The following is a 23,841-nucleotide window of genomic DNA, read 5'->3' as shown; positions in this document are numbered from 1 at the left end:
TTTGAGGTGAAATCAAAAAAAGATAAAGACAAAGACCCAGTTCTGTTCGATTCACAGAATGCAGTCACAAAGACGTGTTATTCAGACGCCTGACTTCTTAGCCTTTGTTCTCCCGTCTCAGTGGGGGAGAACAAAGGCTAAAGCCGTCACGTCATGCGACAGCGCCTGCACTAGCACGTCCAGTGCGTCGCCCCCCACTGAACGAAGTTTCACTTTACTCAAACATGTATTTTCTTGTCCGCGAATGGACATTGAGTACAATACCAATTGCCATCATATACGCTAATGTCGAGCTGCCGCCATAACTGAGAAACGGTAACGGTAAACCGGTAACAGGCAATAATTGAATAGACATACCAATGTTTTGGAAAATTTGATAGGCAAACATTCCAACCAATCCCGTAACAAGGTAGCTGCCATAATTATCGTTACTCAATAAGGCGATGTGGATTAAACGATAAATCAAAATAAAGAAGAGACAGACAACAAGACTTGCTCCGATAAAACCAAATTGCTCCGAGATAGCCGTGAAAATCATATCGGTGTGTCGTTCCGGAACATAAACTTCTAATTGACTGATCCCTTTGCCGAATAACTGACCGGACCCAATTGCTAGCATAGCCAGGATAAGCTGATAGCCGGAATCCGGGTATTGCTCGGGATCAATCCAGCCATAAATTCGGCTTGATACGTGACCAAAAACGGAATCCTCCAGAAAATCAGCAATAGAACCCGGGAAAAAGTACCAGATAGCAACTCCAGATGCTACGATCCCGATGGCAATAAACACAATGGAAAATATAATCCTCCAGCTAACGCCTGAGACAAGCACAATACTGGCTGTAATGAATGATAATACCAAAAAGCCTCCCAGGTCTGGTTCGGTTGCAATTAACAGCATAGGAGGTGCTGCAATGACAACGATTTTTAGCAACAGTAACAGATCACTTTTGGTGGTATGAATCTTGTATTTATCGTTATGTCGGGACGTAACGAATGAAATCGCTAAAACAAGAAATAATTTCATAAACTCGGAAGGCTGGATAGTACCGATCCCTGGAAATTTAAACCAGCTGACAGCATTATTAGCCTCGTGAATAAACGGTGCTGGAAATCGTAGCTTCAACATGAGTAACGACACAACACCAATTCCATATAATATCCATGTAATTTGTTTAAAACGGTCATAATCGAGCAACATAATGAACGCCACCAGCACACCGCCGGCAACGTACCAGGCAAATTGTTTTAACACAAAGTGCGAACCATCATAACTTGCGGGAAGTGATGGCACAATTGTATATATTGTAAATAAGCTGACACAACCTAATAGGATAATAATAAAAATTAATGTATAATCAATGTTTGTTCGGTTTGATAGACTGTTCATTCGGATTCCTTGCTTTCTGTTTTTTTCTTTGCGGGTTTATAAAAACTCCCTTATGACAGTTTACACGAAAAGCATCATTTTTTTAAGCTTTCTTATCGTATTTTGAAAAGTGAAATAATACAAACGTTTATACTGGTTGAAGCTGGGGAATTTATGATATAGTATTAGGCTCAGAAGGAAGTGATACATATGGAGAATCGTAACGAAACAGTCAACCAATGGGAGCAGTTAACACGGATGTTGGAAAATGAGCAAATTGACCAATTTCGGGCTGAGTTCCTGGATATGCATCCATACGATCAGGCACAATTTTTCATGGAGCAGGAAAAGGAACAGCGAATGCGTATTTACGCGTATTTATCCCCTGAAGAAATATCGGATATCATGGAAAATATCGAGTTGGAGGATACGGAGACATTTTTCAGCGAAATGGACCCCCGGTTTGCTGCCATGGTATTTGCCGAGATGGCGACAGATGACGCGGTTGATATTTTAAACGAAATGGAAAAAGATAAAGTCGCCAGCTTCTTAACGATTATGGATAAGGATGCGGCGGAAGAAATTAAACAGCTGTTGCATTATGAAGAAAAAACAGCTGGAAGTATTATGACCACCGAATTTATTGCATTATATAAAACGGAAACAACAAAACAGGCAATGCTTGATCTAAAACAGGAAGCGCCTGATGCAGAAACAATTTATTATTTATATGTTATCGATGAAGATAAGCGGTTGGTTGGGGTCTTGTCGTTACGTGATCTGATTGTTGCCGAAGAAGATACACTGATCGGTGATGTTATGAGCGAAAAAGTCGTATCAGTATCGGTTGGTCTCGATCAGGAAGATGTCGCCCAAATGATGCGTGATTATGACTTCCTTGCTGTACCTGTCGTTGATTTTCAGCATCATTTGCTTGGGATCATCACAGTTGACGATATTTTAGATGTTATGGATGAAGAAGCGAGTGATGATTATTCCAAACTTGCCGGGGTTCAGGATGTGGACCGACCAAGTGAAAATGCATTTATCTCTGCAAAAAAAAGACTGCCATGGTTAATTATTCTGCTGTTTTTAGGAATGTTAACAGCGAGTTTGATTAGCCAATTTGAGGATACATTGGAAAAGGTAGCAATTTTAGCAGCGTTCATACCTGTGATCGCAGGGATGTCGGGAAATACTGGGACACAAGCGCTTGCTGTTGCCGTACGAGGAATTGCCACAGGGGAATATGGCGAGACAGGTAAGGTGAAGCTTATCTTCAGAGAATTGGGAACAGGACTTATTACCGGAACAACCTGTGGGGTTTTGATTACGATCGTTATTTATTTATGGAAGGGGCAATTTTTTCTTGGCTTACTCGTTGGTATCTCCATCTTAATTACCTTAACCGTTGCCACGATAGCTGGTGCATTGGTGCCGATGTTAATGGATCGTTTAAAGGTGGATCCGGCTGTCGCATCGGGGCCATTTATTACAACCCTTAATGATTTAATCTCTACATTGATATATTTTGGATTAGCATCTGCGTTTATGAGTTTTTTGATTTGAGCGAGGAGTGATTCTTTCTGTAAGAGTCACTCTTTTTTGTATGCATTGTAAGGCCTCAGCTAAGGATTAACACGTTTTTAAAAATGGGTTCATATAATGAGTTGATAACACGTATAGAAGGAGAGAGTATGTGATGGTGAGAAAGCGCTATGCCAGAGATCCATTGTTTTATATTCAACAGCCGGAAATGAAAAAAACAGAAGCTCCCATGCAGGATAATTACACAACGCCAAAAAGAACCAAAATTGTTCCGCAACAACAAAATGAAACGAATGTAGCAAGTGTCATGCCTACAAGAGGAAATAACTTTCAACAATTTCAAAACCCCAAGCCAACAGAAAGGGAGCAACTAGAAGAAGCGGCAGCGAATTTACTGGAGGATGAGGATCAAAAGGATACGATAGAAGGATTGAATGAAATTGAAAATAACAACAATGGTCGACCCAGATTTAAAGATATGACTATTGAAGAAAAAATTGACTATTTTGTCAGTATGCCCCCACATATACCTAAATTGAAATGCGAAATAAAAACAGAAGAACGAACTTATCGAGGAATTGTGATCAGTCAAGAAGAAGAAGAAATTACACTGCGAACAGGTAGAAGAAATTTTACCATACCTATGAACACGATAACGGAAATACGCATGCTTGGATTGTAACATAGACTATGGAAAGCCTTTGTTTGTGTTACTACGTCCGTCAATTTTCACCGTTCAATTGGCAAACCGCTATTGAAATAATAAAAGAAGAAGAGGGGGTCCCCCTCTTCTTTTATTATTTCATTCATCTAATTAATATTTGCCTTCAGAAGGACTTACAACTGTATCAAATGCTGAAATTGCTGGCATACATGTTACATGGCAGAAGCAATTTACATCTACCGTAATGCAAATTCCTGTAGCACGAAGGTGACAAGTGTCCTGACAAACTGGATCAGATGGATTGCAGTCATCGTCATTAGGGTCTCTCAGTAGTTCAAGGATGGCACAACAGTTATCGTCAACTTTCTTCACGCGAAAATAGTAACTGCCTACTACTTCTCCAAAGTCACATGTTCCATTGTTATTACCTCTGAAAGCACCGAATCCTTTAAACGGTTTGCAACCATCATGACAGTACAGTAAAACAGGTACTGTATCCAAATCATTCGTTTCTTGTTCTCCTAGTAAATCATTGATGGATCTTTCACAACTGGTGTCACAGCAATTCTCTACGATGTCACTCTGTACATCCGCTATTTCTTTTAGAATATCGCACACACAGTTACCAGTTTCATATTCTTTTCCACAACAACCCATAAATTATTACTCCTTCCAAAAATGTGATTTTGACCTACCGTCCTTAATAGAATATGACATTGCCCTTCGTTGGTGTGGGCGGACAACTAATAGGCAAAAAGAAGATGAATTTGAGTTAAAACGGGCGAATATCCCGTACCTATGGTGAAGTGTCTACATAGACTGATAGCGACTAAATTTATAGGAAGTAAATAAAAGAAGGAGTGATCATTGCATGTCTGATAATAAAAAGGTTATCCATGTAAAGGATTTAGTAATTAAAGCAGATAATGTACATCTGGAGCCCGAGTACCACCGACCTCGTTTTGATCCATTCTTTGGCCGGATGGTTAATGATCGTCGTGCTTATGAGGAACCGGTCAAAAATGAGCAGGAAATCGATGAAGAAGTTGAACAAGTACACGATCAGGAACTTGAAGACGATAACAAGGAAAATCGAGCCCCATTTTCCTGGATTTAATGATATAGAAAGAAAGGCGGCTAAGGAAAGCTGTCTTTTCTTTTGGCTGAAGCTGGACAACCGGGAGGGAACGGGTTCATGTATGAAAGGTCACACATACCATGGTTAAAACATTTACGTGATATTGAAAAGCATTTGGGAAAAAACGAAAAATGGTTTCAACGTCCTGAGAAACGTATGAAAGAATTGGACGATAAATTGGAGAAATGGAACACCGAGTTTTTAGAGGGAATAGGGAACTTGGAATTGCTTATCGAAGAATTAGAGAAAAGGATGGAAGATGAATAAAGGGCATAAAAATGAAGAAAACGGGTATAGTTAATGGAAGGTGTTAGAAAAGTCAGTCACGAATTAGTATATATAACAAAACATATCGCTGCGTTGGAGGTGATTTGATGGGATATGTGTTACCGGTTTCGCCATTTCAATCCCAGGACTATCAAAAACGTGTCACCCGTGATAAACAGAATCGGTTTTATATTGAGCGTCCGTACAAAACCATCTTAGAATCACACTATCACGACATACGTAAAATGGATTCAAGGCACACGACAGTTGCAAAAAAGAGGAAAGAAGGCAATACCAAAGTTCCTGAACCGGCTGAACATGCCTATGCTGATTTCACGGGAAAAGGACGCTTTTTTAATGAAAGTATCTAGGAATGCTGAGTAATGCCAGCGACTGGCATGCATTTTTCCAATTAACAGACCGTCCTAATCAAGACGGTCTGTTAATTGTTTTATCATCGTTACATGGGGGATGCCAGCATCAAGGAATTCCCCGGATATAGTTTCGTAACCCAGCTGCTTATAAAAAATTTCTGCATGGGTTTGTGCATTTAATTTGGCTTTTTGATACCCGTTTTCTATTATTTCTGCTTCCATTTCTGCAATCAGTTGGGTTCCGTATGATTTTCCGCGTTGCTCTTTGACAACACAAATTCGCTCTAGCTTGCCATAATCGCCGGTAAAACGTAGTCTGCTTGCAGCAATGGCGGTATTGTCCTGTATGCCAATGAAATGGGTTGCTGCTTTATCGAAATGATCAATTTCTTCTTCGGGCGGCACGTGCTGTTCATGAACAAATACAGTGGTACGCACGTGAAATGCCTGTTTGATTTCTTGTTCACGCACAGCTCGTTTGACAATCACACATATTCCTTTCCGAACACAAATGATTCATATACGGTCCATGTGCCATTATCAAGTTGGTACAGTAATTGAAATCGGTCAATCGTATCCTCGATTTTGAAATTTTTCATCTTCAGACTGCCAAAAATATCGGAGTATTCTTCGTACTTTAATTTTTGGGCAATCGTAATGTGTGGAACAAAATTATACGAATCACTTGGAAATTTGTCACTCTGCATTTTTTCGTGTAAATTGATCAATTCCTGAATTGGGTCCACCTTTAAATAAATCGTGTTCGTCACGGGGGCAAAAGTGCTTACCTTGTTGATATTAATTTGGAATGGTTTTGTCTCGTTAGCAATATGCTTCAATTCTGTTATAAGTGGTTCCAACTCATCATTTGTCGCTTCAAAAGCTTCTTTTAGTGTCAGATGCGGTGGAATTAGGGCGTAATGTGGGTCGTAACGTTTTCTGTATGAGTTAACTTCGTCTTGGACAGGCTTAGATGGAAAGGTAACAATTCCGTATTTCATCGTAAAACCTCCTATTCGTATTTTATTTACTAGTACGATGACAAATTTACCCTATCATATGATTTAACCTTAATTATAACAAAATGAAACATAAATTGGAAAGCTTTTAGCAAAAATTTTAAGACAATTGTTATTCAGTAAACATCGTTGTCAATGCCCGTTTTAAATCTTTTTGCCATGGTTTCCATGTATGTGGGCCGTTCAGTTCGTGGTATACATAGCTTGAACCTTTCCCGGCTAAGAGCTGATGCAGTTTTCGATTCGGTGTGAGAAAATCCTCTTTTGAACCATCCGTGGTATGTACAATGGTCTCCTCCAAACCGATCGTATGATAAATATCGAGTAAATGAATATCGTTCGTGTTTTCGACAGCATTTTGCACCGATTCATTTACCAAAGGGGATTGCATAATGACGTTGCCAAACGTATTTGGATAACGGAGTGCTGTCATAAGTGCCAGCGTTCCAGCAAGCGAGTCACCCATTAATGTCCGTGACTGTCCCATATGATAAGATGGAAGTAAATCATCCAAAAATGGTACCGCTTCCTGAACTAAGAATTGGGTGTATGCTTTATTTTGTTTGCCGTCGGGATGATACTTTTCCCGCCGATCAAATTTATCTCGGTAATGAATTCCGATAAATACCGTATTCATAATCGCTTCACTATCTTGCAGTGTATCACTCAATGTTGCCACCCGGCCAAGCTGAAAATAGTCATCTCCATCCTGCATGATGCAAAGATGGTATTTGTATAAAGGGGAAAATGCCTCTGGATAATAGACTTTTAATGTCATCTTTTCATCTAAATATCTGCTTGGAATCGTATAATCTTTCATTGTTCCTTTTCTTGGCAAAACAAACACACCTCTCTTTTTAATGTATAAATTTTACCACGAAATATGTAACTTGGTCAGGTCTCATGTTTCGCTGTACTTGACTTAATCACCTTGAATGTTTTTATTGACAGATAGGACTTCATGATATATATTAAACGAGTCAGCAATTTTATATGAATCGATTCCGTAGCTCAGCTGGGAGAGCGCTACCTTGACAGGGTAGAGGTCGTTGGTTCGAGCCCAATCGGAATCATCGTTTAGAGTCTTTAGCTAACTAAGGACTCTTTAATTTTTTATTCCAAAGAATGAACATGAAGACAGGATGATTTATGCAAACATGAATTATACCGTATTACTTACTTAAGACCACGTACATAATTATTATTCGAAAACCCTTCCATAGTCTTATCCTATACTCTCTATACATAATTAAACTCATAATATCAGTGATCTTTGGAACAATATACTCCGATAAACAAAAAATATTGGAGGTGCATATATGGTACAACAGAACATACACCAGCAGTTACAATGGGCTAGTCGGCAAATAACAGAGGCTAGAAATGCAATTCATCAAGCTCAGGGGTCTGATGCTCAATTGCTTGAACAGGCGGAACAGCAATTACAACAAGCAGAAGACAGCTTACAGGACACACGTCTTCAAGCTGGAACAGAGGCAACAGAAAATCCGCAGTTTCAACAAGCTGCTGAGCAATTACATGATTTACGTCAGCAAGTTCAGGAAGCACAGCAGAATAATAATGATATTTTGTAGCGCGTTATTAGCAAAAGTTGCTAGGGGAAACCTTAGCAACTTTTAATTTGTCAGCGGGTAATAATACGTTTTCAAATAAACCAAAGCCTTGAACATTTAAATTTTTATCCCGCCTTAACGGGCAGTAAGACTTCTGCTGCAAGATGTTGAGGTGGAAAAGATAAGTGGGGGTCAACAGAATGTTCTAGTCATTAGCCTTTGTTCTCCTGTCACAGTAGGGGAGAAAAGGAAATCCCCACTGAATGAAGTTTCACTTTAAATTGTTAACGAATAAAATCCGTATTGCCAAGTAAAGAATTACTAGAGACATGATTCCGGGCTATCCCTCATCCTGGAGTTTGAGAATAAGATCATCTTTAAGATGGATGATATCTTTATTTAGTACGATATACTGGTTTTAAAAGTAAAGAACATATGAATGTTAGCAATTGGGATCTCATGTGTTGACTTTGTTTTTTTCACTTTATACGATTGCTGCAATATTAAATATTTCTTGGAGGGCATGCAAATGGTCATTGATAGATATCGACATCCGATTTTGTTCTATACCTTATCTCTTATCATTCCTTGGACATTATGGTTTATGGCTGCATACGTGAGTTATCTTGAACCGAGTAACAAGTTATATATGGTTACGGAAAGTTTATTCGGAATCATTGGTTTATTAAGTCCGATGGTCATTGCTTTCGTATTGATACTTTCAGATCCTGTCCTACGAAAAGATTTAAGAAAGAGGTTTTTCGGTTTCAGTCATATTAAACCAATTTATTTATTACTGACATGTTTTCTAATGTTAACAAGCATCCTGCTCGCACAAACCATTTCACTGCTTTTTGGTTATAGTACTTCACAATTTTCTTTTTCAACGCATTTTTCATTTACGGGAGGGATTTTTTCAGCCGGGTTTTTATTACTTATCGCTCCGATATTAGAGGAATTAGCTTGGCACTCATATGGTACAGACTGCCTTAGAAGACGATTTAGACTTTTTACGTTGTCTATGATATTTGCCGTCTTTTGGGCTTTTTGGCATCTCCCTTTGTCGTTTATTAAGGATTATTATCAAAATCAAGTAGTTGAGTCGGGTGTTATTTACTCGATAAACTTTATCGTCAGCCTTATCCCTTTCGTTATTCTGATGAACTGGCTATACTTTAAAACAAATCGGAACATTCTCGTTCCCATCATATTTCATTTTACCGCCGGTTTTTTTAACGAAATTTTTTTTACGCACCCGATGAGCAAGGTTATCCAAACTATTCTTTTACTTTTTTTATCTTTGGTAATCGTGTATAAAGAACGTGACTTATTTTTCAAATTGGAGTATGGTGAAAACAGAACTTAATAGATTGTTGAATCTGGAGATAAGTTGGCAAAACCCGACCATGTTATCATAGTCGGGCTCTAAAAAGTTAACTAATTTTATCGTTTATTTGTTCATTTGCTGGTGCCTTATGCCCTTTAAAAATACGGTAGAAGCCGATTACTAACAATGGAAGGCCAAACACAACCAGCATGCAATATCCCAGTATTGTATAACCTGTCGATACCAAATCGCTGATACCAACACCGGATAATATAGCAGACAGCACAAGAGCAATGATGGCTACTGTTCCGTCCATGCCTTTGGACATCGGTGTTTTGCCAACTTCCTTAAGATTATAATTCACCCGGTCGATAAAAGCGTGAATTAGTCCTGTGGCAGTTTCAATCAGGGTCCAGCCAACGACTACACCAAAAATAATAGCAACCCACAGGCCATAGCCACTCAGCATATGCAGCCATGGTACTTCCGCATTGAAGACCTTTTCGCTTGGATAATATCCCATTAAAGCCACATAGGTCAAGAACCAGGGAACAGTCATCAAAATACCGGCTACAGCTCCGGCAATGATCGTATCTTTCATGGACTTTTGTCTTCTAAGTGTAAATAATGCCGCTGGATAAACGGCAAGGTTATAACCAACATAAATAATTCCCGCCCAAATTACGGACCAAATCGTAAAGTTTCCCGCAAAACTAGTATCACCAGAAGCAAATACTTCCTTGATTTCACCTTTTGTGGATGAAATAACCAGGATGGCAAAGATAATGTATGCACCAAATAATGCGACGGTCCCGACTGTTTTAAACCGTTCAATCAATTTATCACCGTAAAAGTTCAAAAGACCTGCTAATATTGCAATAATCGCAACACCGACCCAGTAGTTTAATCCAAGAGTGCTATGCAAAATAGACCCGGTTGCTGCAATAACAATGGAGATCATTAAAATCGCCAGTAGAAAATAGATAATATCAAATAAAAACCATAAAGGACCTAAGAGTTGTTTAACCATGCTGCGGTAATCATATGCTCGGAACCTGCGGGCAATCTCGAACATGAGAAATGCCATTAGTGCAAACCCGACGATAATGAAAATACCTGCAATCCAGCCAAGTGCACCGAATTTTGCTCCATAGGCAACCACTTCTCGTCCTGTTGCGTAACCACCTCCAATTAATGTGGATTGGAGAACAATACCAGGTACAATATATCGCCCAAATGCGCCTTCAAAAAAACTGCTCTTTTCGTTGCTTGCCATTTCCTATCCCTCCGTTTCCTTTTTATAGCAATTCTATTTTAACTTATACTATTTTACCAAAATTGTAAATACACGTAATCAAAATCTTGTGTGAATGGAACAAAATTGGGTGTTTTAATTGGTTTATATTAAGCTGTATCGTGCAAGCATGTACCTATGAGGAAAATGGTTTTACATTATAATAAAATTAAATTAAAATTTAACTAACAGGATCGTTGCGGTGCTCAACTAAACTCTGCACATACATAATGATATGAAGCTTAATAAACATTGGGGGGGTCGTATTGGAGAAATGCATCGTCTCAGACGAAAACCAAAATAAATTAGCAAGCTGGTTGTTATTGATCGGAATTATCTTGATTGCGTCCAATTTACGGGCACCATTACGGGAGTTTGACACCTGAAAACTAAAAAAATGGACAAAAGCCTTGGTATGGCTTTATTTTTTTGTCAAATTTTCCATTTATTTCTTTCGTAACATTTCGTAACGTGTTATAATATAGGTAACTTGAGCTGTTTTGGGGGAGCGATTATATGCGCATTAAAGTGAGTCGTTCTAAAAATTCTACGTCTTATTTTGTGATTAAGGATATTTATCGAAACAAAAAAAGAACAACCAAAGTCGTTGAATCCTTAGGTAATCACGAAGAAATTTTAAATAGACATCCTGGCACAGATCCCTACACTTGGGCAAAAGAATATGCCAAAAAATTAACACTGGAAGAAAAGGAAAGTAACTACAAAATTATTGCGAAATACGATCCTGGCAAGCAAATAGGGCTAGATAAACAAACGCTTTTCAATATTGGTTATCTTTTTTTACAATCAATTTATCACGAGCTAAAACTGGATAAAGTTTGTCAGGAAGTTTCACAAAAATATGGATTTGAATATGATCTTAACGAGATCCTTTCGCGGCTTCTTTATATGCGCGTTCTGCATCCTACTTCCAAAAAAGGCACATTTGAACATACAAAAGATTTACTGGAACCCGCACATTTTCAGTCACATCAAATATACCGGGCTCTCAGCGTCCTAGAAGAACAATCTGATTTTATTGAGGAACAGGTTTATAAAAACAGCTTGAATGTAGTCGGGCGAAACACACAGGTTCTTTATTATGACTGCACAAACTTTTTCTTTGAGATTGAAGAAGAAGATGATTTTAGAGAATATGGCATTTCAAAAGAAAACCGCCCGAACCCAATCGTTCAAATGGGCTTATTTATGGATGGTTCCGGCCTCCCGCTCGCTTTCAGTATGACCCCCGGTAGTAAAAATGAACAACCAACATTGAAACCTTTGGAGAAACGCATTTTAAAAGACTTTAATCTTTCAAAGTTTGTCGTATGCACAGATGCCGGGCTTTCTTCGAATGGGAACCGAATATACAACACCTATGGGGAACGTGCATTTGTGACCACACAATCCATCAAAAAGCTGAAAAAGTTCTTGAAGGAGTGGGCTTTGGATTCCAAAGGCTGGCGATTACCTGGGAGTAATCAAGAAATTAATTTGGATGATATTCGCCATCTTGAACATGATACAAGGACGTACTACAAGGAGCGATGGATAAACGAAAATGATTTGGAACAAAAATTAATTGTTACCTATTCACCTGTTTACAGACGATATCAATCAGCCATTCGAGAAAAGCAAATTGACCGGGCAATCAAAAAAATAAAGAAGCCGGGATCTTTGAATAAACCCCATCAAAATGATCCGAAAAGGTTTATCAAGGCAACTCATGTGACGGAGGACGGCGAAATTGCAGACAAAACCCAGGCGTTTTTGAATCAAGAACAAATAGATAAGGAGTCGATGTATGATGGCTTTTATGCGGTATGTACCAATCTGGAATCTCCAATTGAGGAAATTATCAAGATTAACCAAGGGAGATGGGAAATTGAAGAGACATTCCGCATATTAAAAAGTGAATTCCGGGCCCGGCCTGTTTATTTACAAAAGGAAGGCCGAATAAAAGCACATTTTCTGACATGCTTCCTGTCTCTATTGACGTACCGTATTTTGGAGAAAAAACTAGATGAACGTTTTACCTGCCCTGAATTAGTGAGCACATTGAGGAATATGAATATGCGTGAATTAGATGGAGAAGGATACATACCTGTATTTACTCGAACAAAAATTACGGACGCATTACATGAAGCATTTGTCTTCAGGACTGATTTCGAAATAGTATCCCAAAAAAATATGAAAAAAATTATAAAGCAAACTAAAAAAGGGAAATAGTACGCAGTTCCAACCCCTAAAAAAACCGCCACAAATGTTGACTTCACAACGTTTTTGGCGGTTTTAAGTGTCAAAGATGAGATTTTAACTTATACTATTTTACCAAAATTGTAAATACACGTAATCAAAATCTTGTGTGAATGGAACAAAATTGGGTGTTTTAATTGGTTTATATTAAGCTGTATCGTGCAAGCATGTACCTATGAGGAAAATGGTTTTACATTATAATAAAATTAAATTAAAATTTAACTAACAGGATCGTTGCGGTGCTCAACTAAACTCTGCACATACATAATGATATGAAGCTTAATAAACATTGGGGGGGTCGTATTGGAGAAATGCATCGTCTCAGACGAAAACCAAAATAAATTAGCAAGCTGGTTGTTATTGATCGGAATTATCTTGATTGCGTCCAATTTACGGGCACCATTAACATCGGTAGGGTCTTTGCTGTCCTCTATTCGTGATGATCTGGCAATCAGTAATACATTGGCTGGAGCACTTACAACATTACCATTGCTTGCCTTTGCTATATTATCACCATTTGTATCCGTTATTGCTAATCGTGTAGGTATGGAGCGGACGATATTTTATTCATTCATTTTATTAACCACTGGCCTTGTAATACGGTCTTTATTCGGCGTAACCTTTTTATTTTCAGGTACCGTCATTGTAGGTATTGCGATCGCTTTTGGAAATGTATTACTGCCTGGGCTAATTAAGATGAAATTCCCATTTAAAATTGGATTGATGACTGGTCTTTATGCTGTATTTATGAATCTTTTTGGGGCGCTTGCTTCCGGGATAAGCTTGCCATTATCGAGGATATCCGGATTTGGGTGGAAAGGGTCACTCGCATGCTGGGGTTTTTTTTCAATTATTGCTTTACTGGTTTGGATTTCGCAACTTAAGAGTAAGGCTGACTCTCCTAAGGTACAAAGCCGATCGGAAGTGGTAAATAATAATGTCTGGAAATCATCTCTGGCATGGAACATTACGGTATATATGGGTACACAATCAATGGTTTTTTATACGATGGTTTCCTGGCTGCCGGAAATTTTGAAAGATAATGGATACACTTCTGATGTAGCGGGCTGGATGCTCTCCTTGATGCAATTTGCATTTATACCCTTTACATTCATCGTTCCGGTTATTGCGGAAAAAACGGCAGATCAGCGATTATTAACTGGAATCACTGGTGTACTGGTTATCATCGGTGCCATCGGACTATTTAGCGGTAATACCGTATTCATTACCATTGCAGTGATCTGTATTGGTTCTGCGTGCGGGGCAGCGTTTAGCTTGTCAATGATGTTCTTTAGTTTGCGTTCAAAGGATGGACAGGAAGCATCGAAAGTTTCCGGAATGGCCCAATCATTTGGGTATTTGATAGCAGCAGCGGGTCCGATATTACTGGGTGCCATGCATGATATAACTGCCGGCTGGTTTCTTCCGCTTGCAACAGTGGGGATTGTTGGTATTATTTTGATTGGAACAGGGATGAAGGCAGGAGCGGATAGAAAAATAGCGAGTGCTCGATAAGTATAGATTTGTAACGAATCGGATACAGAAATCGGCTGTTTCGCCGATTTCTGCCAATCCGGCTTGATTGCCTGCCGACCTTTTCTTATAAACAAGGAGCGGTAGAACATACTAATTAAACGATGTCTTGTTCAGCCTCCTTTTCCAACATCAATCGTTAATAAATGATTATCTTTTTCACGAACGGCAGCATAAAAAATGGCGTTTGGATTTCGGTGCCCCGCCGCTTGTAATTCTTTTTCAAGCCATTGTATGTCTTTGTCCAGATAATTCAGGTTTCGGTGTTGAACTTTTCCTTCGATAATAACAGCAATTGGCAGGCCATGGCTTTTTGCTTTTATCCCGAGTTGGCTAGCGGTTATCGGGGTGAATTCCTGCTTTGCAATAATACTGATTTCTCCATTTGGTTCAATGAAGGCAAATTCAACGAGGGTAATGTCTGGATAACCTTTTTCACGCAACATGGCTAATACAGCTGCTAATGTAAAACGGCTTCGTTTCAAATTTTCCCTGATTAATTTACCGTGGCTGATAATCTGTGTCGGCTTGCCAAGGAAAAGTTTATTGAGCACGTTGACAAGTGTGAGTTTGGATAAAACAATGTGCAATATACCGATGGCGATCAATCCACCAACTGCATAACTAACCTTATTATTTGCTAAAGGCCCCATTGCCAGCGTGATGACAAAGAACATCCCAGTTAGGTCATGGGGGGTTAATTGGGCGAAAGCAGATTTGCCCATCAACCGGATAAGGAAAATTGCCAATATGTACAGGATTATTGCTTTGCCAATAAATAAAAACACAAATAAACCTCCGTTTTCAATGGTATTTTCGCAATTAGTATATGTTAATTTGTCAGAAAGTATAGGGATCGTTCCTCAACCAAATGGAGAGATGTATATGGTTAAGTTAATGAAAGAAGAGCAAAATGTGCGCACGTTCAATGGTTCTACCTTCAAAGAACCTGTAGCAATGTTTATCGTCACATTTATTTTGTCGTTGCTTTTTTATAAATTTATAGTTGTGTTCGTACCTGAAAATTATGCGCGTATAGCCGCAGTTGGAAGTCATCTTCCTATGCTAATCATACCCTGGCTGTGGATTCGGTTTCGCATGCGGTCAAATATGGAAAAACTTGTTCTTTGGAAATGGACCGAAAAAAGTATAAAGCCATTGCTCTTGATTGCGGCCTGGCTGCTTCCGTTGCAAATCATAGGTAACCTTGATGTCATAGGTAATCCGCTGCCAATTTGGTATCAACATGGAGCGGGAACCATACTCCTTGAGTTGTTTTTTCAGGGTATCTTTGTTGGGTTTGCGGAAGAGATGCTGATGCGACCAGCGATCCATCGGACGTTATTAGTAAAATCAGGTGGTGGTTTTTACCTTTTTCGGAAGGTTTACATCTCTTTTCCGCTGATCATTACCTCGAGTTTATTTGCAGTTTTGCATATGGTAAACTTCATGAACCAGCCAATTGGACTCACCGTTTTCCAAGCTTTGTATGCGTTTATTATTGGAACCATTTTAGGATATTATTACGAACGCACCCGTAACTACATTGGTACGGCACTGTTACATAATGCGATTGATGTGATCCATGTTGTAGTGGTTCTTTTGGTGGCTTGGATGCTGTAATCGTATAGACAGGTTGGCAAAAATAGAACGTTGCCCTGGCAGGATGATCTTAAGGATTACACACTGAATTCTACCGCGGATGAGAAAACTTCTACTGATGTTTAACGATGCTCCCATAATCAGCATGATATCTCGTAACAAAAGGGTCCGAAAGAATGACTAAAATGGCAAATATAATAATAATGGATATCGTTAGCGGGTAAGAAATAGATATAGGAATGAACTTTCCGAATAAAACGATTAACAATGTCGATAATGCTACCCTTATCCTTGAGCCGATAGTAGGAGGATGTTTTGTTCCGCATGCTTTACAATAAATCGGCATATAACCGTGCATTAGTGATCTGAAAACGTTTCTCCACGAAAATTGCTTATTACAGATTTCACATTGTTGTAATAGAACCATGGTTAGCCTCCTTTGCATAGACAATTACTTTTTTCAAAAGTCTTGGTTTAGAATTCGTTTATTAACTACTTCTTCGCCAATTTTATATGTTTATTTTCACTCCTGTCAATAATGGCAATTATTGAGTTTGTCAGTTTCTTCTTTCGTATTCTATATATTTGCAGTAAACTGTAAGTATAAGATATTTACATATAAAGATAAAGTGGGGTTTTATTTCATTCAGTTATTTAACTCTTGGAGGTGAGCATATTGAAAGTTTCTTTTTTTATCACTTGCATGTGTGATATTATCACGCCGGAGGTAGGCAAACATGCTGTCGAGCTGCTGGAACGTCTGGGCTGTGCGGTTGATTTTCCAGCAGCACAGACCTGTTGTGGACAGCCGGCATTTAACAGCGGGTACTTAGAAGATGCCAAAGAATCTATGAAACAGATGATCCGTGCTTTCAAAGATTCCGAATATGTGGTTGGCCCGTCCGGTTCTTGTGTCGGCATGCTTCGGGAGTATCCAAAGGTTTTCAAAAACGATCCAGTGTGGGAACAGCCTGCCAGAGAGTTGGCGGATAAATCCTATGAACTGACGCAATTTATTGTGGATGTTTTAGGTGTAGAAGATGTAGGGGCGCGTTTTCATGCACGGGTAACCTATCATCCATCTTGCCATATGACCAGAATCCTTGGAGTTAAAGATGCTCCTTTGAAACTGCTAAAAAACGTAAACGACATGAACTTGATTGAACTGCCAATGAAAGAGGATTGCTGCGGGTTTGGCGGAACCTTTGCGGTGAAAAACTCGGTGATCTCGGGAGAAATGTCGAAAGAAAAATCAAGGCATGTATCAGAGACACGAGCAGAATATTTGGTTGGTGGCGATATGGCATGCCTCTTGAACATTGGCGGCAGGATGCAGCGGGAAGGCAAATATGTGCAAATCAAGCATATTGCCGAAATCTTAAATTCGCATTAATATGTTATCGGAACGGAGGGGAAAGCAATGGGGATTAAAATTAGTGATGCACCTTATGAGGAACGGATTAAAGAAGCGGTAGATAATGATTTTATGCGTAACGCCGTGGCCTCAGCACAAGGGCGTTTTCGGGATGGAAAGCAAAAGCGTGCTGATGAGCTTGGTGATTGGGAAGACTGGCGGACCCTAGGAGAAGAAATCCGCACACACACCTTGGAAAACATTGATTATTATTTGCAGGAATTAAGCGAAAATGTATCGAGGCGTGGCGGGCATGTATTTTTTGCAGAAACGAAGGAAGAGGCGAATGCCTACATCCAAGAGATAGTACGCAAGAAAAAAGCAAAAAAGGTAGTAAAATCAAAGTCCATGGTGACTGAAGAAATTAGTATGAATGAGGCGATAGAAGCAGCGGGCGCGGAAATTGTGGAATCTGACCTTGGCGAATGGATCCTGCAGCTTGAGGATGAACCACCGTCCCATATTGTTGCTCCGTCGATACATAAAGATAAAGAACAGATTCAGAAAACATTTGCGGAGAAAAAAGGCTATATCGGTTCAGATACACCGGAGGACCTTGGTTTATTTGCCCGGGAACAATTACGGGAGGAGTTTTTAGATGCGGATATTGGCATTACCGGTTGTAATTTTGCTGTAGCTGAGTCTGGGGCCATTACGTTTGTAACGAATGAAGGAAATGCCCGGATGGTTACTAGTTTACCAGATACGCAAATCTCAGTAATGGGCTTGGAACGCGTCGTACCAACTTGGGAAGAATTGGACGTCCTTGTTAGTCTCTTGACCCGATCAGCGGTTGGACAAAAGTTGACCAGCTATGTGACATCGATTACCGGGACTCGTTTAGAAGGGGAAACCGATGGCCCGGAAGAATATCATCTGGTAATCGTTGATAATGGCCGTTCGAAAATTTTAGGGTCAGAATTTCAGTCGGCCCTGCATTGTATTCGTTGTGCAGCCTGTATTAATGTTTGCCCGGTTTATCGTCATGTTGGCGGGCATGCGTATGGCTCGGTATATCCAGGGCCAATTGGTGCGGTGCTGACACCGTTGCTTGATGGGTATGAGGATCATAAAGAATTGCCGTATGCTTCATCATTGTGTGGCGCTTGTACGGAGGCTTGTCCGGTAAAAATACCGCTTCATGAACAATTGATCCGTCATCGTCAAATCATTGTAGAGGAAGAAGGCATGTCACCGGTTTCGGAACAAATTGCGATGAAAGGCTTCGCGAAATGGGGAGCCAGTCCAGCTGCTTATAAAATGAGTGCTGCGGCCGCTCGTCCAGCATTAAAGGCTTTTTCCAGACAGGAAACGATTAAGAATGGTCCTGGGCCGTTAAAAGGATGGACAGTGAATCGGGACTTCCCATTGCCAGCCAAACAAACATTTCGTTCCTGGTTCGATAAACAAAGAAAAACGAGGTGATGCATAAATGACGATTCAGCGACGTGATTCATTTTTAGACAATTTGGCAGCCCAGCTTGGCCGAAAGCGGAAAACAGAAGGTGTCGAGCGGCCTGACTGGAGTATCAAGCCGCAATATCAGGTGTTAAAAGACGCAACCCAAGATGAATTAGTAGGTGTCTTGGAAAAGCAATGTGAAGAGATTCATACTGATTTCGTTCGGACCGATAAAAAAGGGCTGGCTGATGTATTACAGGAAGCGGTTGAAAAATATCAGGCAAAATCAATTGTAACAGCAGGCGGAGAACGGGTTGCGGAATTCGGGCTTGATTCCATTTATCGTAAGTTATCGGAAAACGGAACAGCTATCCATTATTGGGACGAAGCAAATGGAGAGAAGAATAAGAAATTTGCAGAAAAGGCAGATATTGGAATTACGTTCAGTGACATTACGTTGGCAGAGTCCGGAACGGTGACATTGTTTAATGATAAGTATAATGGGCGTGCGATCAGTCTGTTGCCGAAATCCTATATTGCGATTATCCCGAAAAGTACGCTTGTACCAAGACTGACCCAGGCAACCGAAAGCATTCATCGGGAAAATAACAGGGGGGACCCTGTATCATCATGTGTATCATTTGTGACGGGGCCAAGCAATAGTGCAGATATTGAGATGAAGCTGATTGTCGGGGTGCATGGGCCGGTAGCGGCAACGTATATTGTGGTGGATGATCTGTGACTGTCGGAATAATTCCTAACGGTTGGTGTCAGCTTTCCTGGTTAATATTCCTAGCTTTTTTTCAAAAAGAGAGGGACCTCAGAATTGAGTCTGCCCTCGCACGTTTCGGGTGTGCCCTCGCACGTTTCGGGTGTGCCCTCGCACGTTTCGGGTGTGCCCTCGCACGTTTCGGGTGTGCCCTCGCACGTTTCGGGTGTGCCCTCGCACGTTTCGGGTGTGCCCTCGCACGTTTCGGGTGTGCCCTCGCACGTTTTGAGTCTGCCCTCGCACGTTTCGGGTCTGCCCTCGCACGTTTCAGGTGTGCCCTCGCACGTTTCGAGTCTCCTCCCGCACGTTTCAGGCCAGCACTCACCCGTTTCAGCCCGTTTTTTCCAAATAATTACGAATGGTACTTCTTCAGTAGCCTCCGAATCTGTTCGTTTTTGGAAGAATAAGATCAGTACCGAAATGAACGATTCATGGACTCCCACTTATCTTTTTACATTTCATGTTAGAAATTTGCAGTGGGAGTTTTACTGCCCGTTAGAAGTGATAAAATAATCCTTTCAACATATATATCCCGTTAATCGTCATATAAATAAACATGAGGAAGATTACAGATTAATATAACGAAAGGAGGTTCGTATGGACTTTGAACTGTTACTGCTGGAGGGGACATGGAATATTTCGTTATTGTTTTCCTTGTTGGGGATAGCTTTTATCTATGCTTGGATGTTACGGCGGTTTGCAACAATTAACGTGCATCGAAAGCAAGCCTTTCTTTTTTATGGCGCCCTCATAATTTTATATATGATTACGGGCAGTCCAATTGCTTCGATTGGTCATCTTTCATTCAGTTTACACATGATACAAATGAGCTTGTTGTATTTTATCATTCCTCCCATGTTAATGTTGGGTATTCCAGAACAACTAATAAAATCTATACGTATACCAAGCTGGAATAGTAGGTATCTTTCTTCTATTGGTTTGATTGGGTTTGCTAGTATGTTTTTTATGTATCATATTCCTTTTATGCTTCAGACATTTTCTCAATTTCCTTTCCTGCATCAAGTTTATTTTATTCTGTTGCTTTTCTTTTCTTTCTGTATGTGGTTTCCTATCACTTCGCCAGATCCGGCGCACCGTTATCCGAAAAAACAAATGAAGCGATATGCGTTCTGGAGTGGATTATTGATTATGCCAGCGTGTATATTGTTTATTATAATTGCATTATTCCAAGAGGTCGAAAACCCATTTGTCACCAACATCTCGAGCAATCTTTGTTTTCCTTCTCAAACAAATTCCTTTCATATTCTCCCTTTTCCGTTTAATACGAAATATGACCAATTCACAGCCGGTATCTTGATGATGGGAATGCATAAAACTGGTTTAATATTTGCTCTCCGACATAGTGAACCGCAAGATGGTGATGCATCTTAATTACCACCTTGTTCTAAGCTGTTCACAGCAAGCATAGAATGTATTATTATTGCCTAAAAGGGGTGAGCGCGATCGAAACAGTGTATTTGGATATTGAAGGGATGCATTGTATTAACTGCCCGATTAAAATCGAAAAAGCCGTTTCAAAAATGGAAGGTGTCATTGAAATTGATGTGAACTGGGAAAATGGAAAAGGTTGCGTAACATTTGATCAAAATTTGGTTGACATAGCGGATATTGTGGATCGAATTCATAGAATGGGGTTTGTTGCCAAAGTAGTTCAGGGTCAAACATTATAATAGGTGAACTTGATTCCGCGGGAGATGTATCTCGCGGAATTTTTATAGTTCGTTGAACAGAAACGGACCTTTGTCATGCAGTTGACCCCCACTTATCTTTTTAGTTTTACCTCAAAATCTTGAAGTGTGGGTCTTACTGCCTGTTAAGGCGGGATAAAAAAAGATATGTCGTAATTATAAGTATCCCAATCAAATATATCAACATGTTGTATATAATCTGGTATAATGGTATCTATTGTTGTTTTTTAGCGGACTGTGAGGTTTGCATAGACGCCCTTAGTTTTTTAGAGAGAAAGAAGGAATATAATTGAAACGAACGAAAGAAAAATTATGGACGTGGCAATATATACTTGCTGTTGGGCTTACTTTCTTATTCTTTTTAAGTCTCATGGCCTTATTAGGTGGTTTTCCTGTCTATGTGACAGAAGTTAGTAATAAGCCGGCAAGCGGTGGTTTGATGACGACTGCATTTATGTTTGCGGCGGTTGTATCACGACCAATTATGGGTATGATTATGCATAAGATTAATATGAAGAAGTGTTTGGTCCTATCGATTGTGTATACATTTTTTATGGTGTTTTTCTGTTTCTTTTCGGAATCGCTTCCTGCTTTAGTCGTTTGGAGAGCTCTGCAAGGGTTGGGATTTGGAGTCACAACAGTGCTATTGGCGACAGTCGTAACGAACGTGATTCCAAATCATCGTCTGGGTGAGGGAATCGGCTATTTTGGAATGGCAACCAGTATTGGCACGACCATTGGACCGATGGTCGCGCTCTTTTTTATTCATTCGGTATCCTTTTATGCGTTACTTATTTTTTCACTTATTCTTATTGTGGCTATTTTTGCGGGTGCATTATTGTTTAACCGGGAAGATATGGAAGGGGAGTATAATGACGAAGAGCCGAATACATCGTTGATGAGATCGGCTTTTGCTGGTAAAGCATTGATTCCATGCTTCATGTTGTTTCTTTTCTACATTACGTTTACGGGAAATGTTAATTTTCTGGATGGTCTAGGAAAATCTGTAGGCATGGAAAGCACATCGTTATTTTTCTTTATTCTTATGCTTATGCTGCTGATAACCCGGCCATTTTCTGGAAAAGTCTATGATCAAAAAGGACATAAAATTTTAATTTATCCTGCGGCAATTTGCGCGATCGTTGGTTTGATTATACTTGCCAATTTGCAGAATGTAAGTACACTTGTCATTGCAAGCATCTTCTATGGTTTGGCATATGGCATCATGCAACCGACATTGCAGGCGTGGGCGGTCAGCAGAGTCCATCCGCGTAACAAAGCAACAGCCAATGCCATGGCGTTAAGCTTTATGGATTTGGGACACGCAGTTGGGGCTGTACTGCTAGGGGCAGTTATTAGCAAGGTGGGCTATAGCTCGATGTATCAATTTACGGCGGTCCTTGGTGTTGTGCTTTTACTCGTTTATTTTGTATTTAACATGAAGGGTCGACGGATAAGGAATAAGCACCGGCATGCAACAAATTCCGCTCATTAAACCTTTAGAAGGTTCTTTCAATGATCCTATAATGTGGCAATACTGCTTTTAAAAAAGGGGGCGTCTCAGAAATGAAAATTGTGGTAACTTCAGATACCCATATGCCTTCTAAAGGAAACCAACTGCCAAACCGGCTTGTTCGGGAACTAGTCACGACCGATTTGATCATTCATGCGGGGGATTGGAGTTCTCTGGAAGTATATGACATGCTTGTGGCGTATGCTCCGGTGAAGGGTGTGTATGGTAATGTGGATGGGGAGAATATTAGGGAAAGGTTCCCAGTAAAAGAGTTGGTTACCATTGGAGGATATCGAATTGGTGTCGTTCATGGTCACGGTGAGAAAAAGACAACCGAAAAACGGGCATTGGAAGCATTTTCCGATGATGAAGTAGATGTGCTAATTTTTGGTCACTCCCATATTCCAATGCTGCGTTATTTTAAAAAGGTGCTGTTGCTGAATCCGGGATCACCAACGGATAAACGAGTGTTGCCGCATTATTCATTTGCGGTTCTTGAAGTAGATGAAGAAATACGTGCAGAATTGATTTTTTTCAGTAATAAGAATGAGAGATAATTATGTTGTATGAGGATCCAGGCTTAGAAATAGTTTAAACGGGAGCTGAAGAGAATACATAATATGAGTACCTCCTTATCATACTAAACACTAAACGTATAGGTGGAGGTGCTTTTCATGGATCATAAAGATTTTGAAGGAATTTATAATGAATATAAAAAGCAATCAGAAGACCAAGCTCGTATAAAAGCAGATGAAGCTGCAGTGAATTCCGCTCAGGAACAACTTGTTGCGGTGCGCAAGAATGATGATGGGGATATTATTGCTTTTAAAACGGCAAGCGGCAGGGAGCTTGATTATCTGACAGCGCTTGATGAAGCAAAAGCTGGTAAGTTAGCACATGTTGATGTGTTTCACAAATATGGCCGCGAGATCATTCGAAGTGAACCAGATGGGATAAAAGAAAATAACCTGGATAATCTGGATAGTTTTTAAGCAATTGGTACGCGGATACGACAAGCAATGAGCGGACTCATAAGAACGGCAAGAGTCTAAAAGCTGGTATAAATT

Annotated in this window: 27 protein-coding genes and 1 tRNA gene; 19 read left to right on the top strand and 9 right to left on the bottom strand. The window is 39.9% G+C overall.

Annotation, left to right across the window (positions count from 1 at the left end; all coding sequences use genetic code 11):
* Positions 1-214: 214 nt before the first annotated feature.
* Positions 215-1,390 carry an FtsW/RodA/SpoVE family cell cycle protein gene (locus tag WMZ97_RS03915; RefSeq protein ID WP_343270750.1) on the bottom strand — a complete coding sequence of 392 codons (1,176 nt, stop codon included), beginning with the start codon at positions 1,388-1,390 and terminating at the stop codon, positions 215-217.
* A 189-nt stretch (positions 1,391-1,579) separates the two neighbouring features.
* Between WMZ97_RS03915 and mgtE the strand changes: the two genes are divergently transcribed.
* Together mgtE and WMZ97_RS03905 are read left to right on the top strand one after the other, a co-directional pair.
* Complete coding sequence (mgtE, locus tag WMZ97_RS03910) at positions 1,580-2,938, top strand: magnesium transporter (protein ID WP_343270749.1); 1,359 nt, start codon at positions 1,580-1,582, stop codon at positions 2,936-2,938.
* A gap of 133 nt (positions 2,939-3,071) precedes the next feature.
* Positions 3,072-3,599, top strand: coding sequence for a CotO family spore coat protein (locus WMZ97_RS03905; protein ID WP_343270748.1), 528 nt, complete (start codon positions 3,072-3,074; stop codon positions 3,597-3,599).
* Between the two features lie 132 nt (positions 3,600-3,731).
* Here WMZ97_RS03905 and WMZ97_RS03900 read toward each other — a convergent pair whose 3' ends face one another.
* Complete coding sequence (locus tag WMZ97_RS03900; protein ID WP_343270747.1) at positions 3,732-4,238, bottom strand: CotY/CotZ family spore coat protein; 507 nt, start codon at positions 4,236-4,238, stop codon at positions 3,732-3,734.
* A gap of 214 nt (positions 4,239-4,452) precedes the next feature.
* Between WMZ97_RS03900 and WMZ97_RS03895 the strand changes: the two genes are divergently transcribed.
* The 3 genes from WMZ97_RS03895 (at position 4,453) to WMZ97_RS03885 (ending at position 5,357) form a co-directional block, all read left to right on the top strand.
* Positions 4,453-4,698, top strand: a complete 246-nt coding sequence (locus WMZ97_RS03895) for a hypothetical protein (RefSeq protein WP_343270746.1) — start codon at positions 4,453-4,455, stop codon at positions 4,696-4,698.
* Positions 4,699-4,776: 78 nt separating this feature from the next.
* Positions 4,777-4,986: a hypothetical protein gene (locus WMZ97_RS03890; RefSeq protein WP_343270745.1), complete on the top strand. Its 210-nt coding sequence runs from the start codon at positions 4,777-4,779 to the stop codon at positions 4,984-4,986.
* A 107-nt stretch (positions 4,987-5,093) separates the two neighbouring features.
* Positions 5,094-5,357: a hypothetical protein gene (locus WMZ97_RS03885; RefSeq protein ID WP_343270744.1), complete on the top strand. Its 264-nt coding sequence runs from the start codon at positions 5,094-5,096 to the stop codon at positions 5,355-5,357.
* A gap of 54 nt (positions 5,358-5,411) precedes the next feature.
* Here WMZ97_RS03885 and WMZ97_RS03880 read toward each other — a convergent pair whose 3' ends face one another.
* From WMZ97_RS03880 to WMZ97_RS03870, 3 genes are all read right to left on the bottom strand, one after another.
* On the bottom strand, positions 5,412-5,849 hold the full coding sequence (locus WMZ97_RS03880) for a GNAT family N-acetyltransferase (RefSeq protein WP_343270743.1): 438 nt from the start codon (positions 5,847-5,849) through the stop codon (positions 5,412-5,414).
* Entirely contained in the window at positions 5,846-6,361 is a 516-nt protein-coding gene (locus tag WMZ97_RS03875; protein WP_343270742.1) for a YjcG family protein, read from the bottom strand. The genes WMZ97_RS03880 and WMZ97_RS03875 overlap by 4 nt, the downstream gene beginning before the upstream one ends.
* 130 nt (positions 6,362-6,491) lie before the next feature.
* Positions 6,492-7,217 carry an alpha/beta hydrolase gene (locus WMZ97_RS03870; RefSeq protein ID WP_343270741.1) on the bottom strand — a complete coding sequence of 242 codons (726 nt, stop codon included), beginning with the start codon at positions 7,215-7,217 and terminating at the stop codon, positions 6,492-6,494.
* Between the two features lie 162 nt (positions 7,218-7,379).
* Here WMZ97_RS03870 and WMZ97_RS03865 point away from each other — a divergent pair.
* The 3 genes from WMZ97_RS03865 to WMZ97_RS03855 all read left to right on the top strand — a co-directional run bounded on the left by WMZ97_RS03865 (position 7,380) and on the right by WMZ97_RS03855 (position 9,319).
* Positions 7,380-7,452 (top strand) — tRNA-Val (locus tag WMZ97_RS03865).
* A gap of 246 nt (positions 7,453-7,698) precedes the next feature.
* The gene (locus WMZ97_RS03860; protein WP_343270740.1) at positions 7,699-7,974 is read left to right on the top strand and encodes a hypothetical protein; all 276 of its coding nucleotides are present in this window, start codon (positions 7,699-7,701) and stop codon (positions 7,972-7,974) included.
* A gap of 508 nt (positions 7,975-8,482) precedes the next feature.
* Positions 8,483-9,319 carry a CPBP family intramembrane glutamic endopeptidase gene (locus WMZ97_RS03855; protein ID WP_343270739.1) on the top strand — a complete coding sequence of 279 codons (837 nt, stop codon included), beginning with the start codon at positions 8,483-8,485 and terminating at the stop codon, positions 9,317-9,319.
* A gap of 67 nt (positions 9,320-9,386) precedes the next feature.
* Here the strand turns inward: WMZ97_RS03855 and WMZ97_RS03850 are convergent, their stop codons facing one another.
* Positions 9,387-10,556 carry a YkvI family membrane protein gene (locus WMZ97_RS03850; protein WP_343270738.1) on the bottom strand — a complete coding sequence of 390 codons (1,170 nt, stop codon included), beginning with the start codon at positions 10,554-10,556 and terminating at the stop codon, positions 9,387-9,389.
* 534 nt (positions 10,557-11,090) lie between these two features.
* On the opposite strand from WMZ97_RS03850, the gene WMZ97_RS03845 reads away from it, so the two are divergent.
* Positions 11,091-12,806: an IS1634 family transposase gene (locus WMZ97_RS03845; RefSeq protein ID WP_343270737.1), complete on the top strand. Its 1,716-nt coding sequence runs from the start codon at positions 11,091-11,093 to the stop codon at positions 12,804-12,806.
* A 330-nt stretch (positions 12,807-13,136) separates the two neighbouring features.
* The gene (locus WMZ97_RS03840; protein WP_343270736.1) at positions 13,137-14,348 is read left to right on the top strand and encodes a CynX/NimT family MFS transporter; all 1,212 of its coding nucleotides are present in this window, start codon (positions 13,137-13,139) and stop codon (positions 14,346-14,348) included.
* A 131-nt stretch (positions 14,349-14,479) separates the two neighbouring features.
* Here WMZ97_RS03840 and WMZ97_RS03835 read toward each other — a convergent pair whose 3' ends face one another.
* A complete protein-coding gene (locus WMZ97_RS03835; protein ID WP_343270735.1) occupies positions 14,480-15,154 on the bottom strand; it encodes a DUF421 domain-containing protein in 675 nt (224 codons plus the stop codon).
* A 97-nt stretch (positions 15,155-15,251) separates the two neighbouring features.
* On the opposite strand from WMZ97_RS03835, the gene WMZ97_RS03830 reads away from it, so the two are divergent.
* Positions 15,252-15,989: a CPBP family intramembrane glutamic endopeptidase gene (locus WMZ97_RS03830; protein WP_343270734.1), complete on the top strand. Its 738-nt coding sequence runs from the start codon at positions 15,252-15,254 to the stop codon at positions 15,987-15,989.
* Between the two features lie 91 nt (positions 15,990-16,080).
* Here WMZ97_RS03830 and WMZ97_RS21875 read toward each other — a convergent pair whose 3' ends face one another.
* Positions 16,081-16,395, bottom strand: coding sequence for a TIGR04104 family putative zinc finger protein (locus WMZ97_RS21875; RefSeq protein ID WP_405027651.1), 315 nt, complete (start codon positions 16,393-16,395; stop codon positions 16,081-16,083).
* Positions 16,396-16,644: 249 nt separating this feature from the next.
* On the opposite strand from WMZ97_RS21875, the gene WMZ97_RS03825 reads away from it, so the two are divergent.
* From WMZ97_RS03825 to WMZ97_RS03815, 3 genes are read left to right on the top strand one after another with little or no spacing between them, the layout of a single operon-like run.
* On the top strand, positions 16,645-17,361 hold the full coding sequence (locus tag WMZ97_RS03825; protein WP_343270733.1) for a (Fe-S)-binding protein: 717 nt from the start codon (positions 16,645-16,647) through the stop codon (positions 17,359-17,361).
* A gap of 27 nt (positions 17,362-17,388) precedes the next feature.
* Positions 17,389-18,807, top strand: a complete 1,419-nt coding sequence (locus WMZ97_RS03820) for a LutB/LldF family L-lactate oxidation iron-sulfur protein (protein WP_343270732.1) — start codon at positions 17,389-17,391, stop codon at positions 18,805-18,807.
* Between the two features lie 7 nt (positions 18,808-18,814).
* Positions 18,815-19,525, top strand: coding sequence for a LutC/YkgG family protein (locus WMZ97_RS03815; RefSeq protein ID WP_343270731.1), 711 nt, complete (start codon positions 18,815-18,817; stop codon positions 19,523-19,525).
* Positions 19,526-19,586: 61 nt separating this feature from the next.
* Here the strand turns inward: WMZ97_RS03815 and WMZ97_RS03810 are convergent, their stop codons facing one another.
* The gene (locus WMZ97_RS03810) at positions 19,587-19,877 is read right to left on the bottom strand and encodes a hypothetical protein (RefSeq protein WP_343270730.1); all 291 of its coding nucleotides are present in this window, start codon (positions 19,875-19,877) and stop codon (positions 19,587-19,589) included.
* A 272-nt stretch (positions 19,878-20,149) separates the two neighbouring features.
* Between WMZ97_RS03810 and WMZ97_RS03805 the strand changes: the two genes are divergently transcribed.
* The 5 genes from WMZ97_RS03805 to WMZ97_RS03785 all read left to right on the top strand — a co-directional run bounded on the left by WMZ97_RS03805 (position 20,150) and on the right by WMZ97_RS03785 (position 23,766).
* Positions 20,150-20,944 carry a cytochrome c oxidase assembly protein gene (locus WMZ97_RS03805; protein WP_343270729.1) on the top strand — a complete coding sequence of 265 codons (795 nt, stop codon included), beginning with the start codon at positions 20,150-20,152 and terminating at the stop codon, positions 20,942-20,944.
* A 38-nt stretch (positions 20,945-20,982) separates the two neighbouring features.
* Complete coding sequence (locus WMZ97_RS03800) at positions 20,983-21,243, top strand: heavy-metal-associated domain-containing protein (RefSeq protein ID WP_343270728.1); 261 nt, start codon at positions 20,983-20,985, stop codon at positions 21,241-21,243.
* Positions 21,244-21,550: 307 nt separating this feature from the next.
* Positions 21,551-22,756 (top strand): MFS transporter, encoded by a 1,206-nt coding sequence (locus tag WMZ97_RS03795; protein WP_343270727.1) that lies wholly within the window; start codon positions 21,551-21,553, stop codon positions 22,754-22,756.
* A gap of 71 nt (positions 22,757-22,827) precedes the next feature.
* Positions 22,828-23,331: a metallophosphoesterase family protein gene (locus WMZ97_RS03790; RefSeq protein ID WP_343270726.1), complete on the top strand. Its 504-nt coding sequence runs from the start codon at positions 22,828-22,830 to the stop codon at positions 23,329-23,331.
* A gap of 117 nt (positions 23,332-23,448) precedes the next feature.
* Positions 23,449-23,766 carry a DUF3892 domain-containing protein gene (locus WMZ97_RS03785; protein WP_343270725.1) on the top strand — a complete coding sequence of 106 codons (318 nt, stop codon included), beginning with the start codon at positions 23,449-23,451 and terminating at the stop codon, positions 23,764-23,766.
* Positions 23,767-23,841: the final 75 nt, after the last annotated feature.

It is taken from the genome of Lentibacillus songyuanensis (assembly GCF_039548255.1).
GTDB classification, from domain to species: domain Bacteria; phylum Bacillota; class Bacilli; order Bacillales; family Amphibacillaceae; genus Lentibacillus_C; species Lentibacillus_C songyuanensis.
This window is presented reverse-complemented; position numbering and strand designations above follow the sequence as displayed.